This window comes from Wandonia haliotis (genome assembly GCF_039523435.1).
Taxonomy (GTDB): domain Bacteria; phylum Bacteroidota; class Bacteroidia; order Flavobacteriales_D; family Crocinitomicaceae; genus Wandonia; species Wandonia haliotis.
This window is the reverse complement of sequence record NZ_BAAAFH010000003.1, coordinates 667075-689768: the sequence shown is the minus strand read 5'-3', so window position 1 is coordinate 689768 and position 22694 is coordinate 667075. Positions and strand designations below refer to the sequence as shown.

Annotated in this window: 24 protein-coding genes; 6 read left to right on the top strand and 18 right to left on the bottom strand. The window is 39.6% G+C overall.

The annotated features are described in order from the left end of the window. Positions 1 to 10: 10 nt before the first annotated feature. The 6 genes from ABDZ97_RS03625 to ABDZ97_RS03600 all read right to left on the bottom strand — a co-directional run bounded on the left by ABDZ97_RS03625 (position 11) and on the right by ABDZ97_RS03600 (position 5462). A complete protein-coding gene (locus ABDZ97_RS03625) occupies positions 11 to 1855 on the bottom strand; it encodes a tetratricopeptide repeat protein (RefSeq protein WP_343785198.1) in 1845 nt (614 codons plus the stop codon). Positions 1856 to 1858: 3 nt separating this feature from the next. Continuing rightward, a complete protein-coding gene (locus ABDZ97_RS03620; RefSeq protein ID WP_343785197.1) occupies positions 1859 to 2398 on the bottom strand; it encodes a hypothetical protein in 540 nt (179 codons plus the stop codon). Between the two features lie 52 nt (positions 2399 to 2450). Continuing rightward, positions 2451 to 3722 (bottom strand): serine--tRNA ligase, encoded by a 1272-nt coding sequence (gene serS / locus ABDZ97_RS03615; protein ID WP_343785196.1) that lies wholly within the window; start codon positions 3720 to 3722, stop codon positions 2451 to 2453. Positions 3723 to 3866: 144 nt separating this feature from the next. Further along, on the bottom strand, positions 3867 to 4133 hold the full coding sequence (gene rpmA, locus ABDZ97_RS03610; protein WP_343785195.1) for a 50S ribosomal protein L27: 267 nt from the start codon (positions 4131 to 4133) through the stop codon (positions 3867 to 3869). Between the two features lie 37 nt (positions 4134 to 4170). Further along, on the bottom strand, positions 4171 to 4482 hold the full coding sequence (rplU, locus tag ABDZ97_RS03605) for a 50S ribosomal protein L21 (RefSeq protein ID WP_343785194.1): 312 nt from the start codon (positions 4480 to 4482) through the stop codon (positions 4171 to 4173). 80 nt (positions 4483 to 4562) lie between these two features. Beyond that, a complete protein-coding gene (locus ABDZ97_RS03600; protein ID WP_343785193.1) occupies positions 4563 to 5462 on the bottom strand; it encodes a DMT family transporter in 900 nt (299 codons plus the stop codon). 123 nt (positions 5463 to 5585) lie between these two features. Between ABDZ97_RS03600 and ABDZ97_RS03595 the strand changes: the two genes are divergently transcribed. Beyond that, positions 5586 to 6110, top strand: a complete 525-nt coding sequence (locus ABDZ97_RS03595) for a heavy-metal-associated domain-containing protein (protein ID WP_343785192.1) — start codon at positions 5586 to 5588, stop codon at positions 6108 to 6110. Positions 6111 to 6123: 13 nt separating this feature from the next. Here the strand turns inward: ABDZ97_RS03595 and ABDZ97_RS03590 are convergent, their stop codons facing one another. From ABDZ97_RS03590 to ABDZ97_RS03580, 3 genes are all read right to left on the bottom strand, one after another. After that, entirely contained in the window at positions 6124 to 6612 is a 489-nt protein-coding gene (locus ABDZ97_RS03590) for a regulatory protein RecX (protein WP_343785191.1), read from the bottom strand. Between the two features lie 2 nt (positions 6613 to 6614). Then, positions 6615 to 8162 carry an Rne/Rng family ribonuclease gene (locus tag ABDZ97_RS03585; protein ID WP_343785190.1) on the bottom strand — a complete coding sequence of 516 codons (1548 nt, stop codon included), beginning with the start codon at positions 8160 to 8162 and terminating at the stop codon, positions 6615 to 6617. A 385-nt stretch (positions 8163 to 8547) separates the two neighbouring features. After that, entirely contained in the window at positions 8548 to 8838 is a 291-nt protein-coding gene (locus tag ABDZ97_RS03580; protein ID WP_343785189.1) for an HU family DNA-binding protein, read from the bottom strand. A 100-nt stretch (positions 8839 to 8938) separates the two neighbouring features. Here ABDZ97_RS03580 and mutY point away from each other — a divergent pair, with 100 nt between their 5' ends. From mutY to ABDZ97_RS03555, 5 genes are all read left to right on the top strand, one after another. Next, the gene (gene mutY / locus ABDZ97_RS03575; protein ID WP_343785188.1) at positions 8939 to 9964 is read left to right on the top strand and encodes an A/G-specific adenine glycosylase; all 1026 of its coding nucleotides are present in this window, start codon (positions 8939 to 8941) and stop codon (positions 9962 to 9964) included. A gap of 80 nt (positions 9965 to 10044) precedes the next feature. Next, positions 10045 to 10518 carry a single-stranded DNA-binding protein gene (locus ABDZ97_RS03570; RefSeq protein WP_343785187.1) on the top strand — a complete coding sequence of 158 codons (474 nt, stop codon included), beginning with the start codon at positions 10045 to 10047 and terminating at the stop codon, positions 10516 to 10518. Positions 10519 to 10533: 15 nt separating this feature from the next. Beyond that, positions 10534 to 11889, top strand: coding sequence for a gliding motility-associated protein GldE (gldE, locus tag ABDZ97_RS03565; protein ID WP_343785186.1), 1356 nt, complete (start codon positions 10534 to 10536; stop codon positions 11887 to 11889). Then, entirely contained in the window at positions 11886 to 12452 is a 567-nt protein-coding gene (gene gldD / locus ABDZ97_RS03560; protein ID WP_343785185.1) for a gliding motility lipoprotein GldD, read from the top strand. The genes gldE and gldD overlap by 4 nt, the downstream gene beginning before the upstream one ends. Positions 12453 to 12531: 79 nt before the next feature. After that, positions 12532 to 13293: a cyclase family protein gene (locus tag ABDZ97_RS03555; protein WP_343785183.1), complete on the top strand. Its 762-nt coding sequence runs from the start codon at positions 12532 to 12534 to the stop codon at positions 13291 to 13293. A gap of 7 nt (positions 13294 to 13300) precedes the next feature. Here the strand turns inward: ABDZ97_RS03555 and prfB are convergent, their stop codons facing one another. The 9 genes from prfB to ABDZ97_RS03510 form a co-directional block, all read right to left on the bottom strand. Then, positions 13301 to 14392, bottom strand: a complete 1092-nt coding sequence (prfB, locus tag ABDZ97_RS03550) for a peptide chain release factor 2 (RefSeq protein WP_343785181.1) — start codon at positions 14390 to 14392, stop codon at positions 13301 to 13303. A 61-nt stretch (positions 14393 to 14453) separates the two neighbouring features. Further along, the gene (gene porG, locus ABDZ97_RS03545; protein ID WP_343785179.1) at positions 14454 to 15299 is read right to left on the bottom strand and encodes a type IX secretion system protein PorG; all 846 of its coding nucleotides are present in this window, start codon (positions 15297 to 15299) and stop codon (positions 14454 to 14456) included. A gap of 68 nt (positions 15300 to 15367) precedes the next feature. Next, positions 15368 to 16909, bottom strand: coding sequence for an acyl-CoA carboxylase subunit beta (locus ABDZ97_RS03540; RefSeq protein ID WP_343785178.1), 1542 nt, complete (start codon positions 16907 to 16909; stop codon positions 15368 to 15370). Between the two features lie 71 nt (positions 16910 to 16980). Further along, on the bottom strand, positions 16981 to 17871 hold the full coding sequence (locus ABDZ97_RS03535; protein WP_343785177.1) for a hypothetical protein: 891 nt from the start codon (positions 17869 to 17871) through the stop codon (positions 16981 to 16983). 136 nt (positions 17872 to 18007) lie between these two features. Continuing rightward, a complete protein-coding gene (gene radA, locus ABDZ97_RS03530) occupies positions 18008 to 19378 on the bottom strand; it encodes a DNA repair protein RadA (protein ID WP_343785176.1) in 1371 nt (456 codons plus the stop codon). Between the two features lie 71 nt (positions 19379 to 19449). Next, a complete protein-coding gene (locus tag ABDZ97_RS03525) occupies positions 19450 to 20286 on the bottom strand; it encodes a phytoene/squalene synthase family protein (protein ID WP_343785175.1) in 837 nt (278 codons plus the stop codon). A gap of 4 nt (positions 20287 to 20290) precedes the next feature. Continuing rightward, positions 20291 to 21757: a phytoene desaturase family protein gene (locus tag ABDZ97_RS03520; protein WP_343785172.1), complete on the bottom strand. Its 1467-nt coding sequence runs from the start codon at positions 21755 to 21757 to the stop codon at positions 20291 to 20293. Between the two features lie 5 nt (positions 21758 to 21762). After that, entirely contained in the window at positions 21763 to 22266 is a 504-nt protein-coding gene (locus ABDZ97_RS03515) for an RNA polymerase sigma factor (RefSeq protein ID WP_343785170.1), read from the bottom strand. A gap of 165 nt (positions 22267 to 22431) precedes the next feature. Next, the gene (locus ABDZ97_RS03510; RefSeq protein ID WP_343785168.1) at positions 22432 to 22629 is read right to left on the bottom strand and encodes a hypothetical protein; all 198 of its coding nucleotides are present in this window, start codon (positions 22627 to 22629) and stop codon (positions 22432 to 22434) included. Positions 22630 to 22694 lie beyond the last annotated feature (65 nt).

The window sequence follows — 22694 nt, the reverse complement described above, 5'->3', positions numbered from 1 at the left end:
CTTTCAAATTTTACGGTGTTTCATTCGTGTTGTCAACACTACTACTTTCACTGGTTAATTCCCTGAAACGCTTTCTTGCTTCAATAACATGTAAACTTCCCTTATAATCAAAAAGGATCTTTCTATACCACTCTTTTGCTTTTTCTTTATCCTTTACATGATAATCATAGATTACAGCCAATTGCATAATCGCATCATCTGCTAGAATGTCCTGACCATGTAAATTATAAACTTTTTCCAGATAGGGTATTGCCTCTTTCCAACGCCCCTGGTACTGCATGGCACTTGCTTTTCGCATCAACACTTCATCTGCCAGTCCGTGAAAGGGATAATATGTCAACACTGAATCATAAATGGCGAAGGCTCTCTCATACTGATGTTGTTCTAACAGCAAATCGGCCTGGGCAAACTGCCGCATTGCTGTATAATTACTATCCAATCCCAGGTTATCTGTAATCAGAAGGGAAAGCTTCATTGCATCGTTTGCTATTAGTTTGCTCGTCGATCCTTTTAACACATCAAGTTGTGACTGGGCAAACACAAACTCTCCGTCATAATAAAAAATACGGGCATTTTTCAATTTCGCTTCTGCACCAATTGCATCGTATTTGAAATCCTTATCTACCTGCATATAAAAAAGAGATGCCTCCCAGATATTATCCAATAACACTTCAATGTCTCCCAACAGCAATTTTGCCCGGGCAATTTCCATTTTAGCAACACCGGGAATAGTTAGTCCAGTTGTTAATAATGACCTTGCAGAAGTCGGTTCTCCAGCATAAAATGCTTTTATTTCTGCTAATTCCAGTATCAAATTAAACGAATTTGCACTCTTCCCTACTCTATCCAAAACAGTTTCATATTCCAGAACTGTCTGGCTGATCTCCTCCTTATTGAAGGATCTGTTCTGCGTTACCTCAATGAAAGAAGTATTCAATAATTCTTTCTCTGCCCTGTAAAAGTAGACCTTATCTTCCCCCAGCTCTTTTACATACTGAAATGCCTTTCGCGCTGTTTTATAATCTCCCGAGTGTTTAGCAATAACTCCCAACTCAAGAACATTCCTTCCTTCTTCCTTATATCTTCTGTCAAGTGCTTTCGCCTGGATCAATGCGCCGGCAAAATTTCCTCTGTGTAAATACAACCAAATCAACAACTCAGAATATACTTTTTCGTCCGGACTCTTTTGAATACGTTCCAACAGTTTCCGCCGCATCATTTCGTATTCTTCTGATTCTCCTTCTTCAAAACTCAAATAACGAGCCATGATATTCTGAACCGAAGACTTGTAAGCTACGCTATAATCAATCAAACCAATATACTCATTGATCATCTCCTCTGTTTTACCCAGTGCACCGTACGCTTCAGCTAGTTGTATATTAAGCGGATATCTATCTTTCAGTAGTTTTCTCCCTTTTAACAGGGTTTCCAATGACCAATCAAATTTAGATCTGGACTTAAACCGATTACTAAGATCAATCACAGCGGAACTACTGGAAGGTAGATTATCTATCATCTCCCTGTACACTTTGTCTGCTTCTTCTTTTCGATCAGCTTCCTCAAGGACACTCCCCAGCAGAACTCCCATCTGATAATTCATCGGCTCTCTCCGAACGATTTTTTTCAGCTGCTTCTCTGCCTCATTTATGTCTCCCGTTTTCACAAGACACTCCACATATCTTTCAATATAGAATGGATTGTTTGAGCGTTTTACAAGGTTTTCATAATACCCTAATGCCTTATCAAATTCTCCCTGCGTATAGTACATATTAGCCAGTTCATGGTCATTTCCCTGGCTCATTGCCGGGGAGATGGCAACCACTACTAACAACACAAAAAGAATTCTTCCTAGCATTGATTAATCTTCCTTCAAGTTTTCTATCATTTCCTCCACTTTCGGGTTCGTTTCATAAAACTCCTCCAAAAGATGTTCAAAACGGGATTCAAAATCCACGAAAGAGGTGGTAATAAGCGCGACATTCTCCCTTTCAGAATTAATGAATGCTTCATACTTATCCCGCTTCCCCGATCCATTGAGAATGTCTGTTCTCAATTTACCTAACTGAGTTTTCTGAAAAGCAAAAACAGTATCCAGAAAGTTTCTCTTCTGCGTGATAAATCCGGATCCCTTACGGATTGCCTTATAGCGATTCATTGCACGTGCAAACTCTGCATCAATTGTATCATTATCATAAAACTGTTTGACACTGTGTTCATTGTTTTGTGCAATTTCTCTTACTACCGTAAAACTATCCAGTGGCATCGCATAGTACAAATTTTCAAGACTGTCTAACTTTTCAGTCATCCCGTCAATTTCCGAAATATATCCTTTTCGCTCCGCATCAAGACATGCTGTCAAAAGCACACCTGCGGCAACAACTATTACAAATCTCCACATATTCTATAAACGTTTTATTTACTCAGAGCGTATATACTTGCCCGGAGTTGGGTTAATCTATTCTGTCAAATCCGGTAAACGAGTGCAGTACTTCCGGAATTATTATTCCGTTCTCCGTTTGATTATTTTCGAGAAGTGCTGCCATGATACGTGGCAAAGCCAGAGCACTACCGTTCAGGGTATGGCACAACTGTGTTTTCTTGTCAGCTGACTTATAACGTAATTTCAATCGATTGGCCTGGAATGTTTCAAAATTGGATACAGAAGAAACCTCCAACCAACGTCCCTGTGCCGCAGAATACACTTCAAAATCATAAGTAATTGCTGAAGTAAAACCTAAATCTCCACCGCATAACCTTAGAATACGATAATGTAATCCCAGTTTTTCAAGCAATCCTTTTACATGATTAACCATATCTGTCAATGCTGCATCTGAACGATCCGGATGTTCAATTCGTACCAATTCTACTTTATCAAACTGATGCAATCGGTTAAGCCCCCTTACATCTTTACCATAAGATCCGGCTTCACGTCGAAAACAAGGTGTATATCCGGTTATCTTAACTGAAAAATCTTCTGTCGGAAGAATAACATCTCTGTACATATTCGTCAATGGCACTTCTGCCGTAGGAATCAAATACAAATCGTCCACTCCAACATGGTACATCTGTCCTTCTTTATCCGGCAACTGCCCTGTCCCGTATCCGCTAGCCTCATTTACCACCAATGGCGGGATGAATTCTTCGTATCCACCTCTCTCGGCCTCTGCAAGGAAGAAATTGATCAACGCTCTCTGCAGTTTCGCCCCTTTACCTTTATAAATTGGGAATCCGGATCCGGTAACTTTTACTCCCAGCTCAAAATCTATCAAGCCATACTTCTCTGTTAACTCCCAATGTGGAAGCGCATTTTCTGCTATATCAGCCTTTGATCCAACTTCCTCTACAACTTCATTATCATTTTCGCTGGACCCAGCCGGAACAATCTCCTTAGGCACGTTGGGTAAGGTATATAACAACTCCGTAATTTGTTGCTCCAAATCCGCTACTTTTTGCTTTACCTCCTGCTCGCGTGATTTAATCTCTGCTGTTTTTGATTTCGCAGCATTTGCCTCTTCTACTTTTCCTTCCTTAAAAAGGCCTCCGATCTCTTTTGCCAACTTATTTGACTCAGCTCCCAGCTGATCCAATTCTCCTTTTAACGATCTCCACTGTGCATCTACTTCCAGAATTTCATCTAAAACAGGAAGTGCATCCAGATTTCTCTTCTTTAGTCCCGCTGCAATAGCGTCTTTTTCGTTACGAATACGTTGTATTTCGAGCATGATACTTGTTTATTTTCTATTGTAAAAATACATTTTATGCAATGAATATGGGCGGTTTTCAACAAAAATACCTTAAATTTTACCCAACAAAAAAGGTGGCTGAATAATCAACCACCTTTTCTAATTCTGTTTAACGTCGGTTAATTATGCTTCAGTTTCAAAAGGAACAACTGAAACAAACGAACGATTATTTGCTTTTTTTCTGAATTCAACGACTCCATCAGTAAGAGCGTAAAGCGTATGATCTTTACCAATCCCTACGTTTTCTCCGGGATGGTGCTGAGTTCCACGCTGACGCACGATGATGTTTCCTGCGATAGCAGGCTGTCCACCAAAAATCTTAACTCCAAGACGTTTACTTTCCGATTCACGTCCGTTTTTCGAACTACCGACTCCTTTCTTGTGTGCCATTTCTATATAATTTTACTCAGGCGAACCTGATAATTCGTTACGCTTTAATATCGTTAATTGTAATCTCAGTAAAAGACTGACGGTGACCATTCTTCACACGGTACCCTTTACGTCTTTTCTTTTTAAATACAATCACTTTGTCACCTTTCACGTGACGATTTACTGAAGCAGTAACTGCTGCTCCTTCTATAGCCGGGGCGCCAACGTTTACCTTACCATCATTATCCACCAAAAGAACACGATCAAACGTAAGTTTGTCTCCTTCAGTAGCATCCAGACGGTGAACGAATACTCGCTGATCTTTCTGAACTTTAAACTGTTGCCCTGCTATCTCTACAATTGCGTACATATAGCTTGTTTTAAATTAATTCTTACCCAAATTTTTGGAGGACAAAGATAGAGAAAATTTCTTAGTTAACAACTAATTGTTTATTTTTTCTTCCAGTTAGCTACAAATATACCTGTGAGTATGACACTAAGTGCGAAAATCTGAAAGAAAGTAAACCGTTCATTGTCTGCTATACCAATTAACATAGCAACTCCAGGAATTGCATAGGTAACACTTGATGCAAACAAAGTCGTTGTTCTTGCTATTAAAACATTGTATAAATAGACTCCCAGGACAGTTCCCATCAGGGCCAGAATCGTGGCATAGAAAAACCCTTCCGCTGCATACTCATTTTCTGAAAAAACAAGCGGTGTGTCCAGAAAGATAAAAAGCGTCAACGCCGGAATAAATGTTAGTGAAAAAGCCAATGAAGTAATTTTCAGTGCCGGAATACCTGCCAGTCTGTATTTAATGAAATTCAAACTGGTTGCGTAGCAAATTGTAGCCAAAACAACTGCCAAAACATTGATCAAACTTCCTTCAAAAGTCACTCCTTCACCCGCCAACACCAACAAAACAACTCCAGCATTTCCAATGATCAAACCCGTTATCTGACGAATAGTTAACCGCTGACCAAAAATGAAAAAACTAATTAACACAGTAAAAACAGGGGTTGCAGAATTCAACATCCCCACATACCCGGCGTCCAAATGTTTCTGTGCATAGGTAAATAGAAAGGCAGGAAAGAAATTACCGCAAAACCCCACCACCAACAATGTGATAAAAACACGATACGAATTAATTACTTTTAAATTCCGCAATGCTACTGGAAGTAAAACAGTACTCGCCACTAACATCCTGATCGAGGCAACCTGTGTACTTGAAAAAACAGGGACTCCCTCCCAGGTGAACATACTGTGTTTCATGAGAAAGAAAGAACTCCCCCAAATACAGGCCAGTATAAAAAACAAACCCCAGTCTTTCCACCTATCCTGATTCATCCTGCAAAAGTAATCTATTTCCTCCTGAAACTACTTCAATTTGAATTGGTATGCATACACTTTTCTGAACAGATTACTACATTCCTAATTTGTTTTTCGTATTTTTGTTTAAAACACATTGACATGAACTGGAAAATTTTAGGCTTCAGCGCTCTGTTATTCGGAACTATAACTGCTTGTGAGCAAAGCGAAAACGAAAACGTAGCTGAAAACACATCGAAAGAAGTAACTTCGGATGAAGTTTTTGCTGTAGAACCCAATTCTGTTGCTTTAGTAGAAGTTCAGGGAATGTCTTGTGAAATGGGTTGCGGAAGCGAAATACGTAAAGGACTAAAGTCTTCTGGTGCTGTAGCTTCGACTAAGTTCGTAGACTTTGACGCTGACAACGAGACTAACATTGCCCGTATTGAATTTGATGATGCAGACCTTACTGACGCTGATATCAAAAAAATCATTGAAGGATTAAACGATGGTCAGTTTACAGTAGGAGCGATTGAAATCAATCAATTGGAAAAAACTTCTGAAACTAAAACAAGCGAAGTCAATACCGAAGAGGTAAAGAAAAGTGAAAAAGCAACAGCAACCATGTCGGAAACGTCATGGGAGTTCCCTAATCTTTTTGACCTGTTCTCAACGCTTGTTATGTAATATCTACCGGAAGTTAACTTTCTGTAGAACTAACTAATTCATTCAGAATTTCGTTCGCAATATCACTTTCGTACCCTCTCTGTGTCAGATACCTGAGTACTTTTGCTTTTTTATTCCAACTATTCTTCTCAGACCTGAGATCATCCCATTTTCTTTCTGCTAAATGTAAAGCCCGCTTGTAATATTCGTCAGGGTCTATTTCTTCCATACCATATTTGATACAGCGGTCATTTACCTGTTTCTGTTTGAGATACTGACGAATTTTAATCCTTCCCCATCCCTTCATTCTAAATTTACCCGAACAATACGATCTGGCAAACCTCTCTTCATTCAAAAAATCAAAACGGATTAACTCAGCTACCAGACGGTCCACATCCTCACCATCAAGTCCGTAACTGCGGAGTTTTCTTTCTACTTCAGAAAAGCAACGGTCCTGATAGGCACACCATGCTTCAATTTTGGATTTAGCCTCCAATAAAGAGTATTTACGCTCTGACTTCATTGTCAGAGCGCAATCTCTTTTTTATCTTTATCAACAAATGTGTATTGCATAAGATGGTGAGCAGCAATTCCTCTTACAGGAATCCACTTCTTATACTTAAAGAACCATTTTACCTGACGAGATAACAAACCTCTCTTGAAATGCGATTCAAGATACGGATGTACCCATAACGTAACATCTTTCATTTTCCGGTCTTCAAGTAGGTAGTGCAGATTATTTTCAATTTCTTCCGCAAACAGGATAGACGCCTGGATCTCTCCTGTTCCATTACACGTCGGACAACTTTCGTTCGTGTTAATATCCGTCTCCGGACGAACACGCTGGCGTGTTATCTCAACAACACCGAACTTGGAAGGAGGCAAAATATTATGCTTTGCCCTGTCCGGCTTCATAAACTCTTTCAAATGCTCATACAAGGCTTTATTATTCTCCTTGTCGTGCATATCAATAAAATCGATAGCGATAATTCCACCCATATCACGCAAACGCAGAACACGGGCAATCTCTTCTGCCGCTTCGACATTTGTAGCAAGCGCATTATCTTCCTGCCCTTCAGCTCCTTTTCGGTTTCCACTGTTCACGTCAATAACGTGCATAGCCTCAGTATGTTCTATTATCAGGTATCCCCCTGAGGCTAATGGAACTTTCTTCCCGAAAAGTGCTTTGATCTGTTTATTGATCCCAAAGCGTTCAAAAGCAGAAATCTTTCCGTCGTAATGCTTTAATATCTTCTCTCTGCCCGGAGCGATTGAAGTAACATATTCCTTCATTTCTTCCAACAGACCGACATCATTCACATGAATAGCGGTAAAATCACTATTCAACATGTCACGCAACAAAGAAGATGCTTTATTCAGCTCACCTAAAACTCTGGAAGGAGGAGTTGCTGTTTTCAAATTAGCAAACATCTTCTTCCACTTCTCCATCAGGTTTTTCAAATCCCTGTCCAGCTGTTCCACTTTTTTGTTCTCAGCTACCGTACGAATAATCACCCCGAAATTCTTCGGTTTAATACTCTCCAGAATTCCCTTCAAACGATCACGCTCTTCAGGATCTTTAATTTTTTGGGAAATTGAAATTTTATTCGAAAACGGAACAAGAACAATGTAACGTCCTGCCAGAGTAATCTCTGAACACAGACGAGGACCTTTGCTTGAAATGGGTTCTTTTGCGACCTGTACCAGAATAGGTTGAGCAGTAGCTACAACGTCATCAATTTTACCATCTTTAGGAATATCAATCTCCGACTTAAAATACAATAAGTCGGGGACACTTTGTTTACCGTCCAGTGTCTGTCGGACGAACTTATTGAGGGAATTGTACTGAGGACCTAAATCCAGATAATGAAGAAAAGCGTCCTTTTCATACCCAACATCAACAAACGACGCATTAAGAGAGGGCACAACTTTTCGCACCTTCCCAAGGTATAAATCACCGACCATAAAGTCGTTGTTACCTTTTTCCTCGTGTAATTCAATCAGCTTCCCCTCACGAAGTAACGCCAGCCAAATCCCTTGAGGACGGGCATCAACAACTAATTCTAAACTCACGGAAGCTCTATTTGGTTAAACACAAACGCACCAGAACGAACTGGACACGTCATCACGCGTTTCCTACCCGGAAACACCACGTAACGAAAAAAGAAAAACTTAGCAGAACATTCTACTAAGCATTTCAGTAAAAAATCTGTCACAGAATGTGAAGATTACTTCTTCTTCTTGTGACGGTTTTTTCTTAGTCTTTTCTTACGCTTGTGCGTAGCCATCTTGTGTCTTTTTCTTTTTTTTCCGCTTGGCATACTATATAATTTTAAATATTAAACTTCTTAAAACAAACCTGTTTTACGATAAAATAAAACACTCCTGCTTAAAAAACAGGAGTGCAAAGATAATGAATACGTTTTAATTCACAAATTAATGTGAAAAAAAGTCGCAATTACTTAACTTTTACGTTGTTCTTTACTTCTTCAACAAAAGTTTTTGCAGGCTTGAATGCTGGGATATTATGCGCAGGAATAATAATAGTCGTGTTCTTCGAAATGTTTCTTCCTGTCTTCTCAGCTCTCTCCTTCACGATGAAGCTCCCGAAACCACGTAAATATACGTTCTCTCCTTTAGAAAGTGAGGATTTAATCGAATCCATAAACGCCTCAACAACCTTTTGTGTTTCCATCTTCTCCAATCCTGTTCCTTCCGAAATCTCAGCAACGATATCTGCCTTTGTCATAATTTAACTATTTTAATTGTCTAAAAACGAAATGTTTATCACTGCAAATTTAAGTCACATATTCGTTGTAACTTTGTTTTTTAGACAGACATATAAAAACATGGTTCAAACTAGCGCTTTTTCACTATTAATTCAGAATTGGTACATTGAAAATCACCGTGATTTACCCTGGAGAAACACTGATTCCCCTTATTTTATCTGGCTATCGGAGGTTATTCTGCAACAAACCCGGGTTGTTCAAGGGTTGGATTACTATCATAAATTTACCCGGCTTTTCCCTACGGTTCATGATCTCGCAAATGCATCAGAACAAGAAATCCTTAATACATGGCAAGGTCTAGGATATTACAGCAGAGCCAGAAATCTTCACAAAACAGCCAAACACGTTGACCAACAATACAACGGAGTTTTTCCTGACTCGTATAAAGAGCTCTTATCTCTTCCGGGCGTAGGTCCTTATACTGCAGCTGCTATTGCCTCTTTTGCCTATAATCTTCCACATGCAGTTGTTGACGGGAATGTTTTCCGTGTATTAAGTAGAGTGTTCTCTGTCGACACTCCTATTGATTCAACGAAAGGCAAGAAAGAATTTTCTGAACTCGCCGACAATCTTCTTGATAAAACACACCCCGGAAGACACAATCAGGCAATTATGGAACTTGGAGCACTTGTATGCTCTCCCAAAAGTCCTGATTGCAGTTCCTGTCCGATAGAAGAGATTTGTTCAGCAAGAGCAAGCGGAAATCAGGAGAACTTTCCGGTTAAAGAAAAGAAAACGAAAGTCAGAAACCGGTATTTTCACTTCTTATTAATAGAAGAAAAGAATAAACTGGTAATACAACAGCGCAAGGGAAAGGATATCTGGGAAAATATGTATCAGCTTCCACTTATTGAAACACCCTCTCCTGAACTCAACATTGAAAAAAGCAGTTTCAGCGAACCAATGGCCAGCTATTCGCACCAACTTAGCCACCAAAAAATACATGCTCTGTTTTATAAGACTCCCGAAATCCCCAAAGAAGTTGACGTCTCTCGTTGTCGTTGGATAGAAAAGGAAGAACTAAACGATTTGCCGCTTCCCAGATTAATTGACCGTTTCTTCGAAGAACAGGAACAAGACAGCTAGCTGATTTCCTTAACAGACCACCATTAAATTGTAAGCGAAAATCAAAAAAAATACGTACGTTTGTTACAAGATTCAGCAAAATGGCAGGAAGCGTAAATAAAGTTATATTAATCGGAAATCTGGGACGTGACCCGGAAGTTCGTTATCTGGAATCAGGTGTTCCCGTAGCAGGTTTTTCGCTTGCTACTTCGGAAACTTATACTGACAGAACTACCGGTGAACGTAGAAATCAAACCGAATGGCACAATATTGTCCTTTGGAGAGGATTAGCCGAAGTGGCAGAAAAGTACCTTAAAAAAGGTCAGAAAGTGTATATTGAAGGGAAATTACGTACCCGTTCCTGGAATGATAAAGACGGTAATATGCGTTATACAACGGAAATTATTGCTGATAACATGACCATGCTCTCACCACGGGAAGAAATGACACAAAATCAACAAGGTGGTGGTACTAATGATGCGAAACCGTCTTACCCTCCGACTCGTGAAGAAAACAGACCTCACACTCCGATGAGTAATGATTTTATGGAAGATGATGATGATTTGCCATTTTAATCAATAATAGCTTGTATGTCTGATATTGAACCGTCCAGTCTTTTCCCCTTAATTGGGGCCATTCAATTTGACTTACTTTTTGTAGTCAATTCATTAATTTTAGTAGTACTTCTTTTCCTCTCCGCACTTATTTCGGGTTCGGAAGTAGCTTTTTTCTCCTTAGAACCTAAGGACATTGAAGAACTAAAATCAGAAAAATCCAAACGTAACGATCTTGTTCTGGATTTACTTTCCAAACCCAAAGAACTTCTGGCGACAATCCTGATCACAAATAATTTTGTCAACGTAGGAATAGTTGTTCTTTCAGGTTTTATGACAGAAGACTTGTTCAGACAGGCTTTTTGGGTTGCTCACCCTACTCTTGCCTTCTTCGCTCAGGTTGTAGGGATTACATTTGTTATTCTTCTTATAGGAGAAGTAATCCCCAAGGTTTTTGCCACAAAAAATGGTTTAGCTCTTGCACGGTTTATGGGGTATCCCCTACGGGTAACCTCAAAAGTACCTCCTTTCTCCTGGTTAATGTATGGATTGGTATACGGAACTGAAATCATAAACAAAAAGGCTAAAAAAAGAGAGTTAAAACTATCTACAGATGACCTGGAACAGGCACTAGCATTGACCAAGGAAGAAGATAGTGATGAAGAAGAGCATAAAATCCTGGAAGGAATTGTGAAATTCGGAAACACAGATGTGAAACAAATTATGTGTTCCCGAGTGGATACTATAGCTATTGATGAAGACTCCGATTATAACGAAGTTCTCGAAACGATCCTTGAAAGTGGATTTTCACGCATTCCTGTTTACCGGGAGTCGTTTGACAATGTTATCGGAATCCTTTATGTTAAGGACCTGTTGGCACACCTAAGCGAGGAGGTTTCCTTTGTCTGGCAAAGTCTGATTCGAACTCCTTTCTTTGTGCCTGAAAATAAAAAGATCGACGATTTACTTAAAGATTTTCAGAACAGAAAGATGCACATGGCTGTTGTTGTTGACGAATACGGCGGGACCAATGGTATTGTTACACTGGAAGATGTTTTAGAAGAAATTGTCGGAGAGATAACTGATGAATTTGATGATGACGATCTTGTCTACAGCAAAATCAACGATACGACCTATATATTTGAAGGCAAGACCCCTCTTTTGGATATGTACAAAGTACTGAATATTGACGGAAGAGAATTTGAAGATGTTAAAGGAGACTCTGATTCTATTGCCGGGTTTATGATTGAGCAGGCCGGAAAAATATTGCGAAAAAATGAACGTTTGCATTTCAACGGGTTGACCTTTGTTGTTGAGGCTTCAGATAAAAGAAGAGTAAAAATGGTGAAAGTCATTCGCCAACCGGAAAAAACGCAGGAGGAAAACAGATGAAAAGATTTGTAATATACATGATGATTGCAGGTTTAGTAACCGCCTGTTCAGAAGAGGAATTTTATATCCCCAAGCCAACTGCTCCTCTTCGTATGGAGTTTCCGGAAAGAGCCTATACGCGTGTTGCAGATGACTGTCCTTATTCGATGGAACTGGCAACCTATATGGACAGTAAACCGGCTTCGGAAGGTTCCTGTCACAAGGATATAGATCTTACACGATTCAATGGTGTTATCCATCTCAGTTACCTTCCCGTTGATACCGCCTTATCGGCTTATATTAATTATTCTATCCAAAAAGTACAGGATCATATCGTGAAGGCTGCTGCCATAGAAGACACAACTATTATTAATTCCGATCAAAGAATCTTCGGAACGTTTTTTGAAATACAGGGGAATGCGGCTTCTCCGTTCCAGTTTTATTTCACAGACAGTACTGATCACTTCATCCGCGGTGCTGTTTATTTCAATGCCAAACCAAATTACGATTCAATTTATCCGGTACTCCAATATGTTCGCGAAGACCTTATTCATCTGATGGAGTCTACCGAATGGAAAAAATAGAAATCAAAGCTCTTTTTCTTATCTCGTACAAAGCTGTTTCCACTTCAAAAAATTGATTATTTTTAGGAAAAAACCAATTATGCGGCTCCGGATCAGTCACAATGAATATATTGAAACTTCTGAAGGGATAGATTTATCTATAGAACTTACAAACAAGACTCACAACCCCAGAGCCTGGTATGTTGATCTTCCTGAATTTGAACCTGTACGGGCAAATGGTTTTACCGGTTCCGTAGCAGAAGGAGGATCCGTCAACTTCCGGAATATTGCTTTTAACCCTCACGGACATGGTACACATACAGAATGTCTCGGGCATATAAGCAGGGAAGTCGAAAGTATTAACACTCATCTGAAAGAATTCTGGTTTACAGCACAAGTGATCACTGTAACTCCGAGAAAAAGACACCACCCGGATGAAGGGGTTGAAGATAATGTCATCACACTTGATCAAATCCAAAAATCGGCAGAAATACACGCAGAAGCAATTATTATCCGTACTCTTCCTAATCCTGAAAGTAAGAAATCTGCTATCTACTCAGGAACGAATCCGCCTTATTTCGATGCAGAGATTGCTGATTACCTTGTATCCAGGGGAGTCAAGCATCTTCTTGTAGACCTTCCCAGTGTGGACAGAGAAGTTGATGCAGGTGTTCTTGATTTTCATCATCGTTTCTGGTGCTACCCAAATACTCCCCGTTTCGACGCAACGATCACCGAGTTAATTTATGTTCCCGAAACAGTAAATGATGGAATATACATGCTCAACCTTCAGGTTGCTGCTTTTGATAATGACGCTGCGCCTTCACGCCCCGTCTTGTTTACAATACAAAAAGGTAGTTGATTCTTTCCTATATCTTTTCTCCGAACATCATTAGATAGGCTTTTAGAAAATCGTTAATATCTCCGTCCATTACAGCTTCGACATTTCCTGTCTCATGAGCAGTCCGCACATCTTTAACCAGTTTATACGGGTGCATTACGTAATTCCGGATCTGCGAACCCCACTCAATCTTTTTCTTCCCGGCTTCAATTTCATTCCGCTTTTCCATGCGTGCTCTCAACTCCAATTCATACAACTGTGATTTCAGAAGTTGCATCGCTTTTTCTTTATTCCCCAACTGAGATCTGGACTCAGAGTTCTCTATAATAATCCCGGAAGGAGCATGTCGTAAACGAACAGCCGTTTCAACCTTATTTACGTTCTGCCCACCTTTTCCTCCGGAACGGAAGGTTTCAAACGTAATGTCAGCAGGATTGATTTGAATTTCAATCGAATCATCGACCAACGGATACACATATACGGAAGCAAATGAAGTATGCCGTTTTGCGTTGGAATCAAAAGGAGATATTCTAACAAGACGATGAACTCCGTTTTCTCCCTTCAGGTAACCAAACGCAAATTCACCCTCAAACTCAAGAGTTACCGTCTTTATCCCGGCAACTTCCCCTTCCTGGTAGTTAATCTCTTTGACCTTATACCCATTTTTCTCTCCCCACATCATGTACATACGCATCAACATAGACGCCCAGTCACAACTCTCTGTTCCTCCGGCTCCGGCTGTAATTTGCAAAACAGCATTCAGGCTATCCTCTTCACTGGATAACATATTTTTCAGCTCCAGCTCTTCTACTTTTTCAAGAAGTCGATCATAGTACGAACTTACTTCTTCTTCTGTCGCTTCTCCTTCTTTGAAAAACTCCAGTAAAACACTCAGGTCATCCAATTGTGAACTGACTTCATCAAATGTTTCTACCCAGTATTTCTTTCCTCTGATTTTTTTCAACAGAATTTCCGCTTCTTTCGGATCATCCCAAAACGAAGGATCTTGTGTACGAATCTCGTCTTCGCTTACTTCAAGTCGCTTTTGATCGATCGAAAGGTAAGCTTTCATTTTATCTATTCGCTGTCCCAGCTCCTTAATATGGTCTTGATTAATCATGTCACAAAAATAGAGTATTGTCCGTAATATTATACGTACAGATTAAAAATGAAGAAAATTATCAGCGCCCTGTCCAGCAGGTTGAAGGGTCTCCCAAAGTAACAGTGAGCATCAGTCCGAAGAAACTATACCAATCTTTATTATTGGGATCACCTCTTCTGTAGCCTGTATTCACTCCTTCATACCCCAAAGGTGTTATACTTCTGTCGGAAAGAGCAGCAGCCATAGGTCCGTTAATTTCTGCAAGTGCCACCGGGTCAACATAGCTTCCGCTCACGTCATCAATATAATCGGTAAATGTCCAACGTAAACCGTATTCAATTCCTATAGATACTCTTTTTCCGATACTCATTTTCAGTCCCAGCCCCATTGGAACAGCCAGCTGTGTCAACGGATATGGTTTCTTAGAAGAAAGCGCTGTTCCCTGTCCCTCTGTACCAAGCGGGCGCAGTTCTACCCATTCCCCATTCAGGTTTGCTTTGGGATTCATATAAAAACCACCAATCCCTCCAAACATATAGGAAGTAATCCAATACTTCTTATTTCCAACTTCGTATTGAAAATAGTTAAACTCAAAACCGGCAGCTACTTCTATAATTGGTGACCGAAAACTCAAATTCCTGTTTCGTTGAAAATCATAGGGAGAACGGCTATCATCCCCTCTTACATTTCCATAAAAAGCCGTAAGTCTGAGAGCTAGTCGTGAGTGGGCATTGTACCTGAATATAAGCCCTCCGGCAGGTTCTATTTGCTGAAAATGTCCCATCCGGTTCAATTCTCCTGTGTAGTAACTTCCTCCCAGCATAATTCCTAATTCGGAGCGAGAAGCAAAACTACGCCGGGTCTGACCGTAAGCGGAACCCACAATAAGAATCAAAAAAGCTATGACAAAAAATGGTATTCTCATCCTTTTATAATACACACAAGTCCTATAGAAGTATAAAAACGTTGTATTTACCAGGTTATTTTATCCGTTTACAGCGGAATATTTCCGTGTTTCTTTTGTGGAAGCACTTCTTTCTTCGACTTTAGCGATAATAGCGCCTTTATTATTCGTTCCCGTGTCTCTTCAGGAAAAATAACATCATCCACAAAACCTTTCTCTGCGGCACGATACGGGTTCGCAAATGCCGCTGCATATTCTTTTTCTTTGTTCTGTAATTCCTGTTCAGGATCCTGTGCACCTGCAATCTCTCTTCTAAAGATAATTTCAGCTGCTCCCTTGGCTCCCATCACTGCAATTTCTGCATTGGGCCAGGCATAGTTGAGATCAGCACCTGTATGTTTAGAATTCATTACGTCATACGCACCTCCATATGCTTTCCGTGTAATCACCGTAACGCGTGGAACAGTTGCTTCGCAAAAAGCGTACAATAATTTTGCACCATGATTGATAATCCCTCGCCACTCCTGATCCGTACCCGGAAGGAATCCCGGAACGTCTTCCAATACAACTAACGGGATGTTAAATGAATCACAAAAACGGACAAATCGCGCACCTTTTCGGGACGAGTCAATATCCAGTACCCCCGCCATCTGAGCCGGTTGATTAGCTACTATTCCTACAGCTATTCCATTTATTCTTGCAAACCCGACTACTATATTGGGAGCAAATTTTTCATGTACCTCCATGAAAGTCTGATCATCGATCAAACAATCAATCACCTCACGCATATCGTAGGGTTGGTTTGGATTCTCAGGAACAATACTGCGAATTCGGGTCAATTTCTCAGAATCAAAAGAGAATTCTTTCTGATCCATCATACGCTCCGCATTATTCTGAGGGATATACGTCATTAATTTCCGTACCTGCTTAATAGCCGTCAAGTCATTTGGCGAAGTAAAGTGTGTTACACCAGACTTCACAGCGTGTGCCTCAGCACCTCCAAGGTCTTCAGCATTCACTTCCTCATGTGTAACTGTTTTTACAACATTCGGGCCGGTTACAAACATATAACTCGTATCCTCTACCATAAAGACAAAATCTGTCAACGCAGGACTGTATACTGCTCCTCCTGCACAGGGTCCCATTATCAGAGATAACTGAGGAATTACACCCGATGCTTTGGTGTTTCGATAAAATATATCTGCATATCCTGCCAAAGAAACGACTCCTTCCTGAATTCTTGCTCCACCGGAATCATTCATACCAATAAGCGGGGCATTGTTTTTCATCGCAAGATCCATAATCTTACAAATCTTCGCAGCATGTGCTTCGGATAAAGACCCACCAAGAACCGTGAAATCCTGGGAGAAAACGTATGTCAACCTCCCATGAATTGTTCCGAATCCTGTAACTACACCATCACCGGGAAATTTTTGATTTTCCAGACCGAAATCAGAACTGTTGTGCTGAACAAACCCTCCCATTTCCTGAAAAGAGTCCTCGTCGAGCAGTAATTCGATTCTTTCTCTTGCGGTAAGTTTTCCTTTTGCATGCTGGGCGGCAACCCGCTGCTCTCCACCACCAATTTTAGCTTTCTCTCTCTTATCTGCAAGTACCTGATCTGCCTTCATTCTGTCAATCGTTCAATTTGACGTTAAATATAGTAGAATTTCAGCGAAAAGAGAGCGTATTCTCCTCTACATTAGAATCGGAAACCGAAAAACAGACCTACATGTTGATAAACAATATCATTTGTATTTCTCATTCTTCCGTAGTTAAATTCGATTCCTCCACCTATCTTGTTGTACCAAAACTTAATGTGAGGATTAACGGAAACACCTAGATTAGGAGGGAATATAAAGTCATCGTATCCTGTCAAGGCAAACATCATTCCTCCATTTACCTGAAAATCGATTCCCATATTTCTCTTTTCATTCAGGAATAATGTTCCCACAATTCCGGGGCGAACAATTGAAAAGTTCATATTTGGAAAAAAATCACCATTGTTGAAATTAGACAGCCCCATATTCAAGGACAAATAATTAACATCTAATCCCAAACGAAATTTCTTCTCTCCCGGACCAAAAAAGAATTTATTTCCCAACTTCAGATTTAATGCAAACATATTATCACGTGTTCGCACGGTTTGCATTGTTGAGCCTATGTAATATCCGTTTTCATCGTACATTTCCACATACTCCTGTCTATCATAGACATACGAGTCAAAGCCGGCAAATGTCAAATCCAGATACAGTTTAATATTCTCTTTTTTTCTTGAAACAGGACGTTCCTCTGTTTTTTGAGCAGTTGTAACAGCATCTGTTGACGTCTTCAGTCCTTCTTTCTCCAACTTATCCAACTCATCTTTCAGTTGAGCTGCTTTTTTATAATCTTTATCTTTCAATGCAATTTCCAACTCCTCACGAAGTTCAAGCTCTCTTGAAAGTTTTGCAGCTTCATCATATTTTTCTGCAGCAGCCTGTTCTTCAATCAACTCAGGCAATTGAGCAATTCTCTCTTTATTTGTCTGTTGCTGTCCCATCACTATCGAAACAACAAAAAGCATCGCTAAAATCAATCCTACCTTTTTCATAAATCAAGTTGTAAGTTTGCGTTATTTTCTTTCAAAGAAACAAAAATTCAGTCATAAGACGTAAATAATTTACTTTTATTGCGTGACTTGTAATTATTCTCATCTCAGATTATCAGGGAACTATATTGAGTTGCGATTAGGCAAACAATGCCTTTAATACCTGCTCTATTTTACTACACTGAATGACTTCTATACTTTTGGTTCGTAAAGCAGCTATTCCCTTATTTTGAGAAGAAACGATAATTCTGGCAAACCCCAGTTTTTCAGCCTCATGTACACGTTGTTCCACTCGTTGTACCGGGCGAATCTCTCCACTCAGCCCAACTTCTGCTGCCAAACAAGTATCTCTGGGAATAGAAATATCAGCATTTGAAGAGAGGATAGCAGAAACAACAGCTAAGTCAATCGCCGGATCATCTACTTTGATTCCACCGGCAATATTCAGAAACACATCCTTCGCTCCCAAACGGAAACCGCAGCGTTTTTCGAGTACCGCAAGTAACATGTTCATTCGTCGTAAATCGAACCCTGTTGCAGAACGCTGCGGAGTTCCGTACGCAGCTGTTGAAACCAATGCCTGTACTTCTATCAGAATCGGGCGAATCCCTTCAATAGTCGCAGCAATAGCAACTCCGCTCAGTTGATCCGGATTTTGACCAATCAGAATTTCACTCGGATTTTCGACTTGTCTTAACCCACTACTTTGCATTTCGTAAATCCCCAGTTCATTCGTCGAACCGAAACGGTTTTTTACGGTTCTCAGTAAACGATATACATGATTTCGATCTCCCTCAAACTGAAGAACGGCATCCACCATATGTTCTAATACTTTAGGTCCTGCCAGATTTCCTTCTTTTGTTATATGACCGATCAGAAAAACCGGCGTGTGGGTTTCTTTAGCAAAACGCAGAAATTCAGCTGTGCATTCTTTAATCTGTGAAATGCTTCCGGGAGTTGATTCAATCAGGTCAGAGTGCAGCGTCTGAATTGAATCTACTATAACCAGTTCCGGTTCTATTTGTTCTATTTGTGTAAAAATCTGTTGTGTATTGGTCTCTGTCAGGATATAACAGGAATTGTTCGCTATACCAATACGATCTGCACGCATTTTAATCTGCTGTTCGCTTTCTTCTCCTGAAACATAAAGAATTTTCTTTCCCATACGAACAGAAAGCTGCAGCAGAAGCGTTGATTTTCCGATTCCCGGTTCTCCGCCAAATAAGATCAATGAACCCGGGACAACACCACCCCCCAAAACCCTATCCAGCTCTTTGTCTCCTGTCTCCACACGTGGCTGTCCGATCACCTCAATATCCTGCATCAAACGCGACTCACTCTTGACACGCTTATTTTTCGAAAAAGCAACAACCTGAGACGCAGCTTTTGACGTGGTTACCAGTTCTTCAACCATAGAATTCCACGAACTACAGGAGGGGCATTTCCCCAACCATTTGGGAGATTCATAACCACATTCCTGACAAAAATATGCTGTCTTTTGCTTCGCCATACACTCGATTTTTCACAAGTTTACTAAACTTCGGACAGAATCTATTTACGTTCTCTTGTAATGTATGCTGTTCAGACTAAATTAAAGCTATGCCGTACATAACTTGAAAGAAACAAACGGTATTTTCTCCTATTAGGAATACGTACCCGCTCTTTTAGAATTCTATCAGCAGGGCAGGCTTTGATTTTCAAAAACAATTTGTAATAATAGACGTAAGCCATATACACACCAAACCGGGAATTTTTAGGTAGTTCAAGAATACCTAAATAGCCTTCGTGAAAGTCCCGTTCAATATCCGCTTCTATTTCTTGTTTTACCTCGTTGGTAAAATCAGCCATATTTATTCCCGGAAAGTACGTTCTACCCAAGATATGATAATCATCTTTCAGATCTCTGAGAAAATTAATTTTCTGGAAAGCCGACCCCAGTTTCATTGCATTGGGTTTCAATCGCTCATATTCCTTTTCATCTCCAAAAACAAAGATTTTAAGACACATCAGACCAACTACTTCCGCTGATCCTAAAATGTAGGTTTCAAAATCTTTTTTTGAATATTTCTCAAAATCAAGATCCATCTCCATACTTTTCAGAAATGTATCAATCAGATCAAGTGGAATTTTGTACTTATTGACCGTATGCTGAAATGCGTTCAAGATCGGGTTCAGTGAGATTCCTTTTTCAATAGCTTCAAACGTCTGAATACGGAAATCAGCCATTAGTTTTTCTTTATCAAAACCGTGGAAAGAATCCACAATTTCATCAGCACAACGGACAAAACCATACACATCATAAATAGGTTGTCTCAATTCTTTTTCAAGAAATCTGATACCCAAAGAAAAAGAAGTACTATACCTCTTTGTAGTAACTTTGCTTGTGTGGTGGGATAATTGATCAAAAACTTCTTTCATTGTATCAGTATTTCAGGCTATTATGAATTTGTCCGGCAACAACCTCTCCAGAAATTATTGCGGGAGGGAGTCCGGGACCGGGAGTAGTTAGTTGCCCGGTATAAAAGAAATTTGATAGTTTCTTATTTTTCAATTTCGGTTTAAGTATCGCTGTTTGGCGCAATGTATTTGCAAGCCCGTAAGCATTTCCTTTAAACGCATGATAATCTTTCTTGAAGTCATCTAAAGCATAACTTCTTTTATAAATCACAGCATCTCTTACGGAAGTATTTACTCTTTCTTCAAGTCTATCCATCGCTATGTTATAGTAATGTTCATGTAGATCTTTATCGTCCTCAAGACCCGGAGCAATCGGAATAAGAATAAACAAATTCTCTTTTCCTTCCGGAGCTACTGAAGCATCTGTTCTGGAGGGACAACACACATAGAATAAAGGCTTTGAAGGCCATTTAGGATCTTTGTAAATTTCATGCGCATGGAGCGTAAAATCTTCATCAAAGAATAAGTTATGATGCTGTAACGCATCTATCTTTTTATCCACTCCGATATAGAACAACAGGGAACTAGGTGCCATCGTCCGCTTGTCCCAGTATTCATCTGTATAATTTGCCTTAGTATTCAACAGCTTGTCCGTATGTGCATAATCCGCTGATGAAACAACAATATCGGCTTCAAAAGTACCTTTATCCGTCTTTACTCTTTTTACTTCTTTACCTTCATAATCAAAACCTGTCACTTCATGATCGGTAAGAACCTGAACTCCTTGTTTTTCAGCTATTGTTCTAAATGCTTCAACCACTTTGTACATCCCCCCCATCGGATACCAGGTACCTAACTTCAGATCAGCATAATTCATTAAAGAATAAAGAGCAGGAGTCTCCTTTGCCGTTGCTCCCAAAAATAATATGGGAAACTCGAGAAGTGACAAGAGTTTAGGGTTTGCAAAATGTGCTTTTATATGCTTTTCAAAAGAAGAAAACAATTGTAATTTAAAGATCCCTTCTATAACTCTTCTATCTGCAAACTCAAGTATAGATATCCCCGGCTTGAAGACAAGATCATTCATCCCAACCTCATACTTATACTGAGCTTCTTTCAAAAAAGAGTCCAGTTTTTTTGCACTCCCCTTCTCTATACTTTCAAACAGGTCTAATAGTGCTTCATAAGAAGCCGGAACATCTGTTTTCTCCGAATTTTTCCAGAATACTCTATAAGAAGGATCTACTCTTTTTAATTCATAGAAATCAGAGGTAGTATATCCAAATTTTGCATAAAAGTTTTCAAAGACCTCCGGCATCCAATACCAGGAAGGTCCCATATCAAAGACAAAGCCTTTCTCCTCGTATTGACGGGCTCTCCCACCAACACTTTTATTCTTCTCCAGAATAGTTACTTCATGACCTTGCTTCGCAAGAAAAGAAGCCGTTGCTAATCCAGAAATCCCCGAGCCTATTACTATAACTCTACTCATACCATCTACTCCTCATACCCCGGTAACCAGTTCATTAGTTTTTTCCGGGCTAAAAATATCCTGCTTTTTACAGTGCCTATCGGAATACCCAACTTTTCAGCAATCTCTTTGTATTTAAATCCCTGAAAATGCATCTGAAAAGGCACCAGATACTCTTCCTCTAATTTATGGATTTGCTTCTCTAATTCCAAACCGTCCATATAATTTTCAGGGGACCCTGATCTCCCGGGAGCATTGGTTAGCAGAAACATATCTTTAGAGTGGTCAAATATAGTATTTGATTTTGTTTTTCTTCGATATTGATTAATAAAGATATTACGCATAATGGTGAAAACCCATGCTTTAAAGTTTGTTTTAGGAATATAATAGTCTCTGTAAACAATAGCTTTTAAGATTGTTTCCTGCGTCAGATCTTTTGCATCTTCCTCGTTTCTGGTATACGTCATAGCAAACGATTTCAGATAACTTTCGAGACCTGTTAAGGCGGTATAAAATTCAAGTGTTGACATATTGTTTAATTTTAAATTAAAAAGTTTAAACAAAACTGTTTAACAAATTAAATAAATAATTAAACAAAATACAAATTGTTACAACAAAAAAATTGCAGAACAAAAGTCTATATACTAAAAAAACCGTCCTCCTCAGAACGGTTTTTTCTACACTTTAAGATCTAATTACTTAAAAGTTCCTCCTGCTGCTTCACAGTTAGTTTTTGCAGTTTCATACATAGCATTCTTCACTGCGTTTCCTTTACAGTACTCACCTTCATAAATATTATTCGTCGTACCAGTACACTCAGCACACTTGTTACAAGATGTAACTGAAGCTGTCAACATTAATCCTCCAAGCAAAGTAAAAATTACTTTTTTCATAGCACATTGTTTTTTTATTATTCGCTCCAAATATATAGTAAAAAAGTTATATGATATTCAAACCA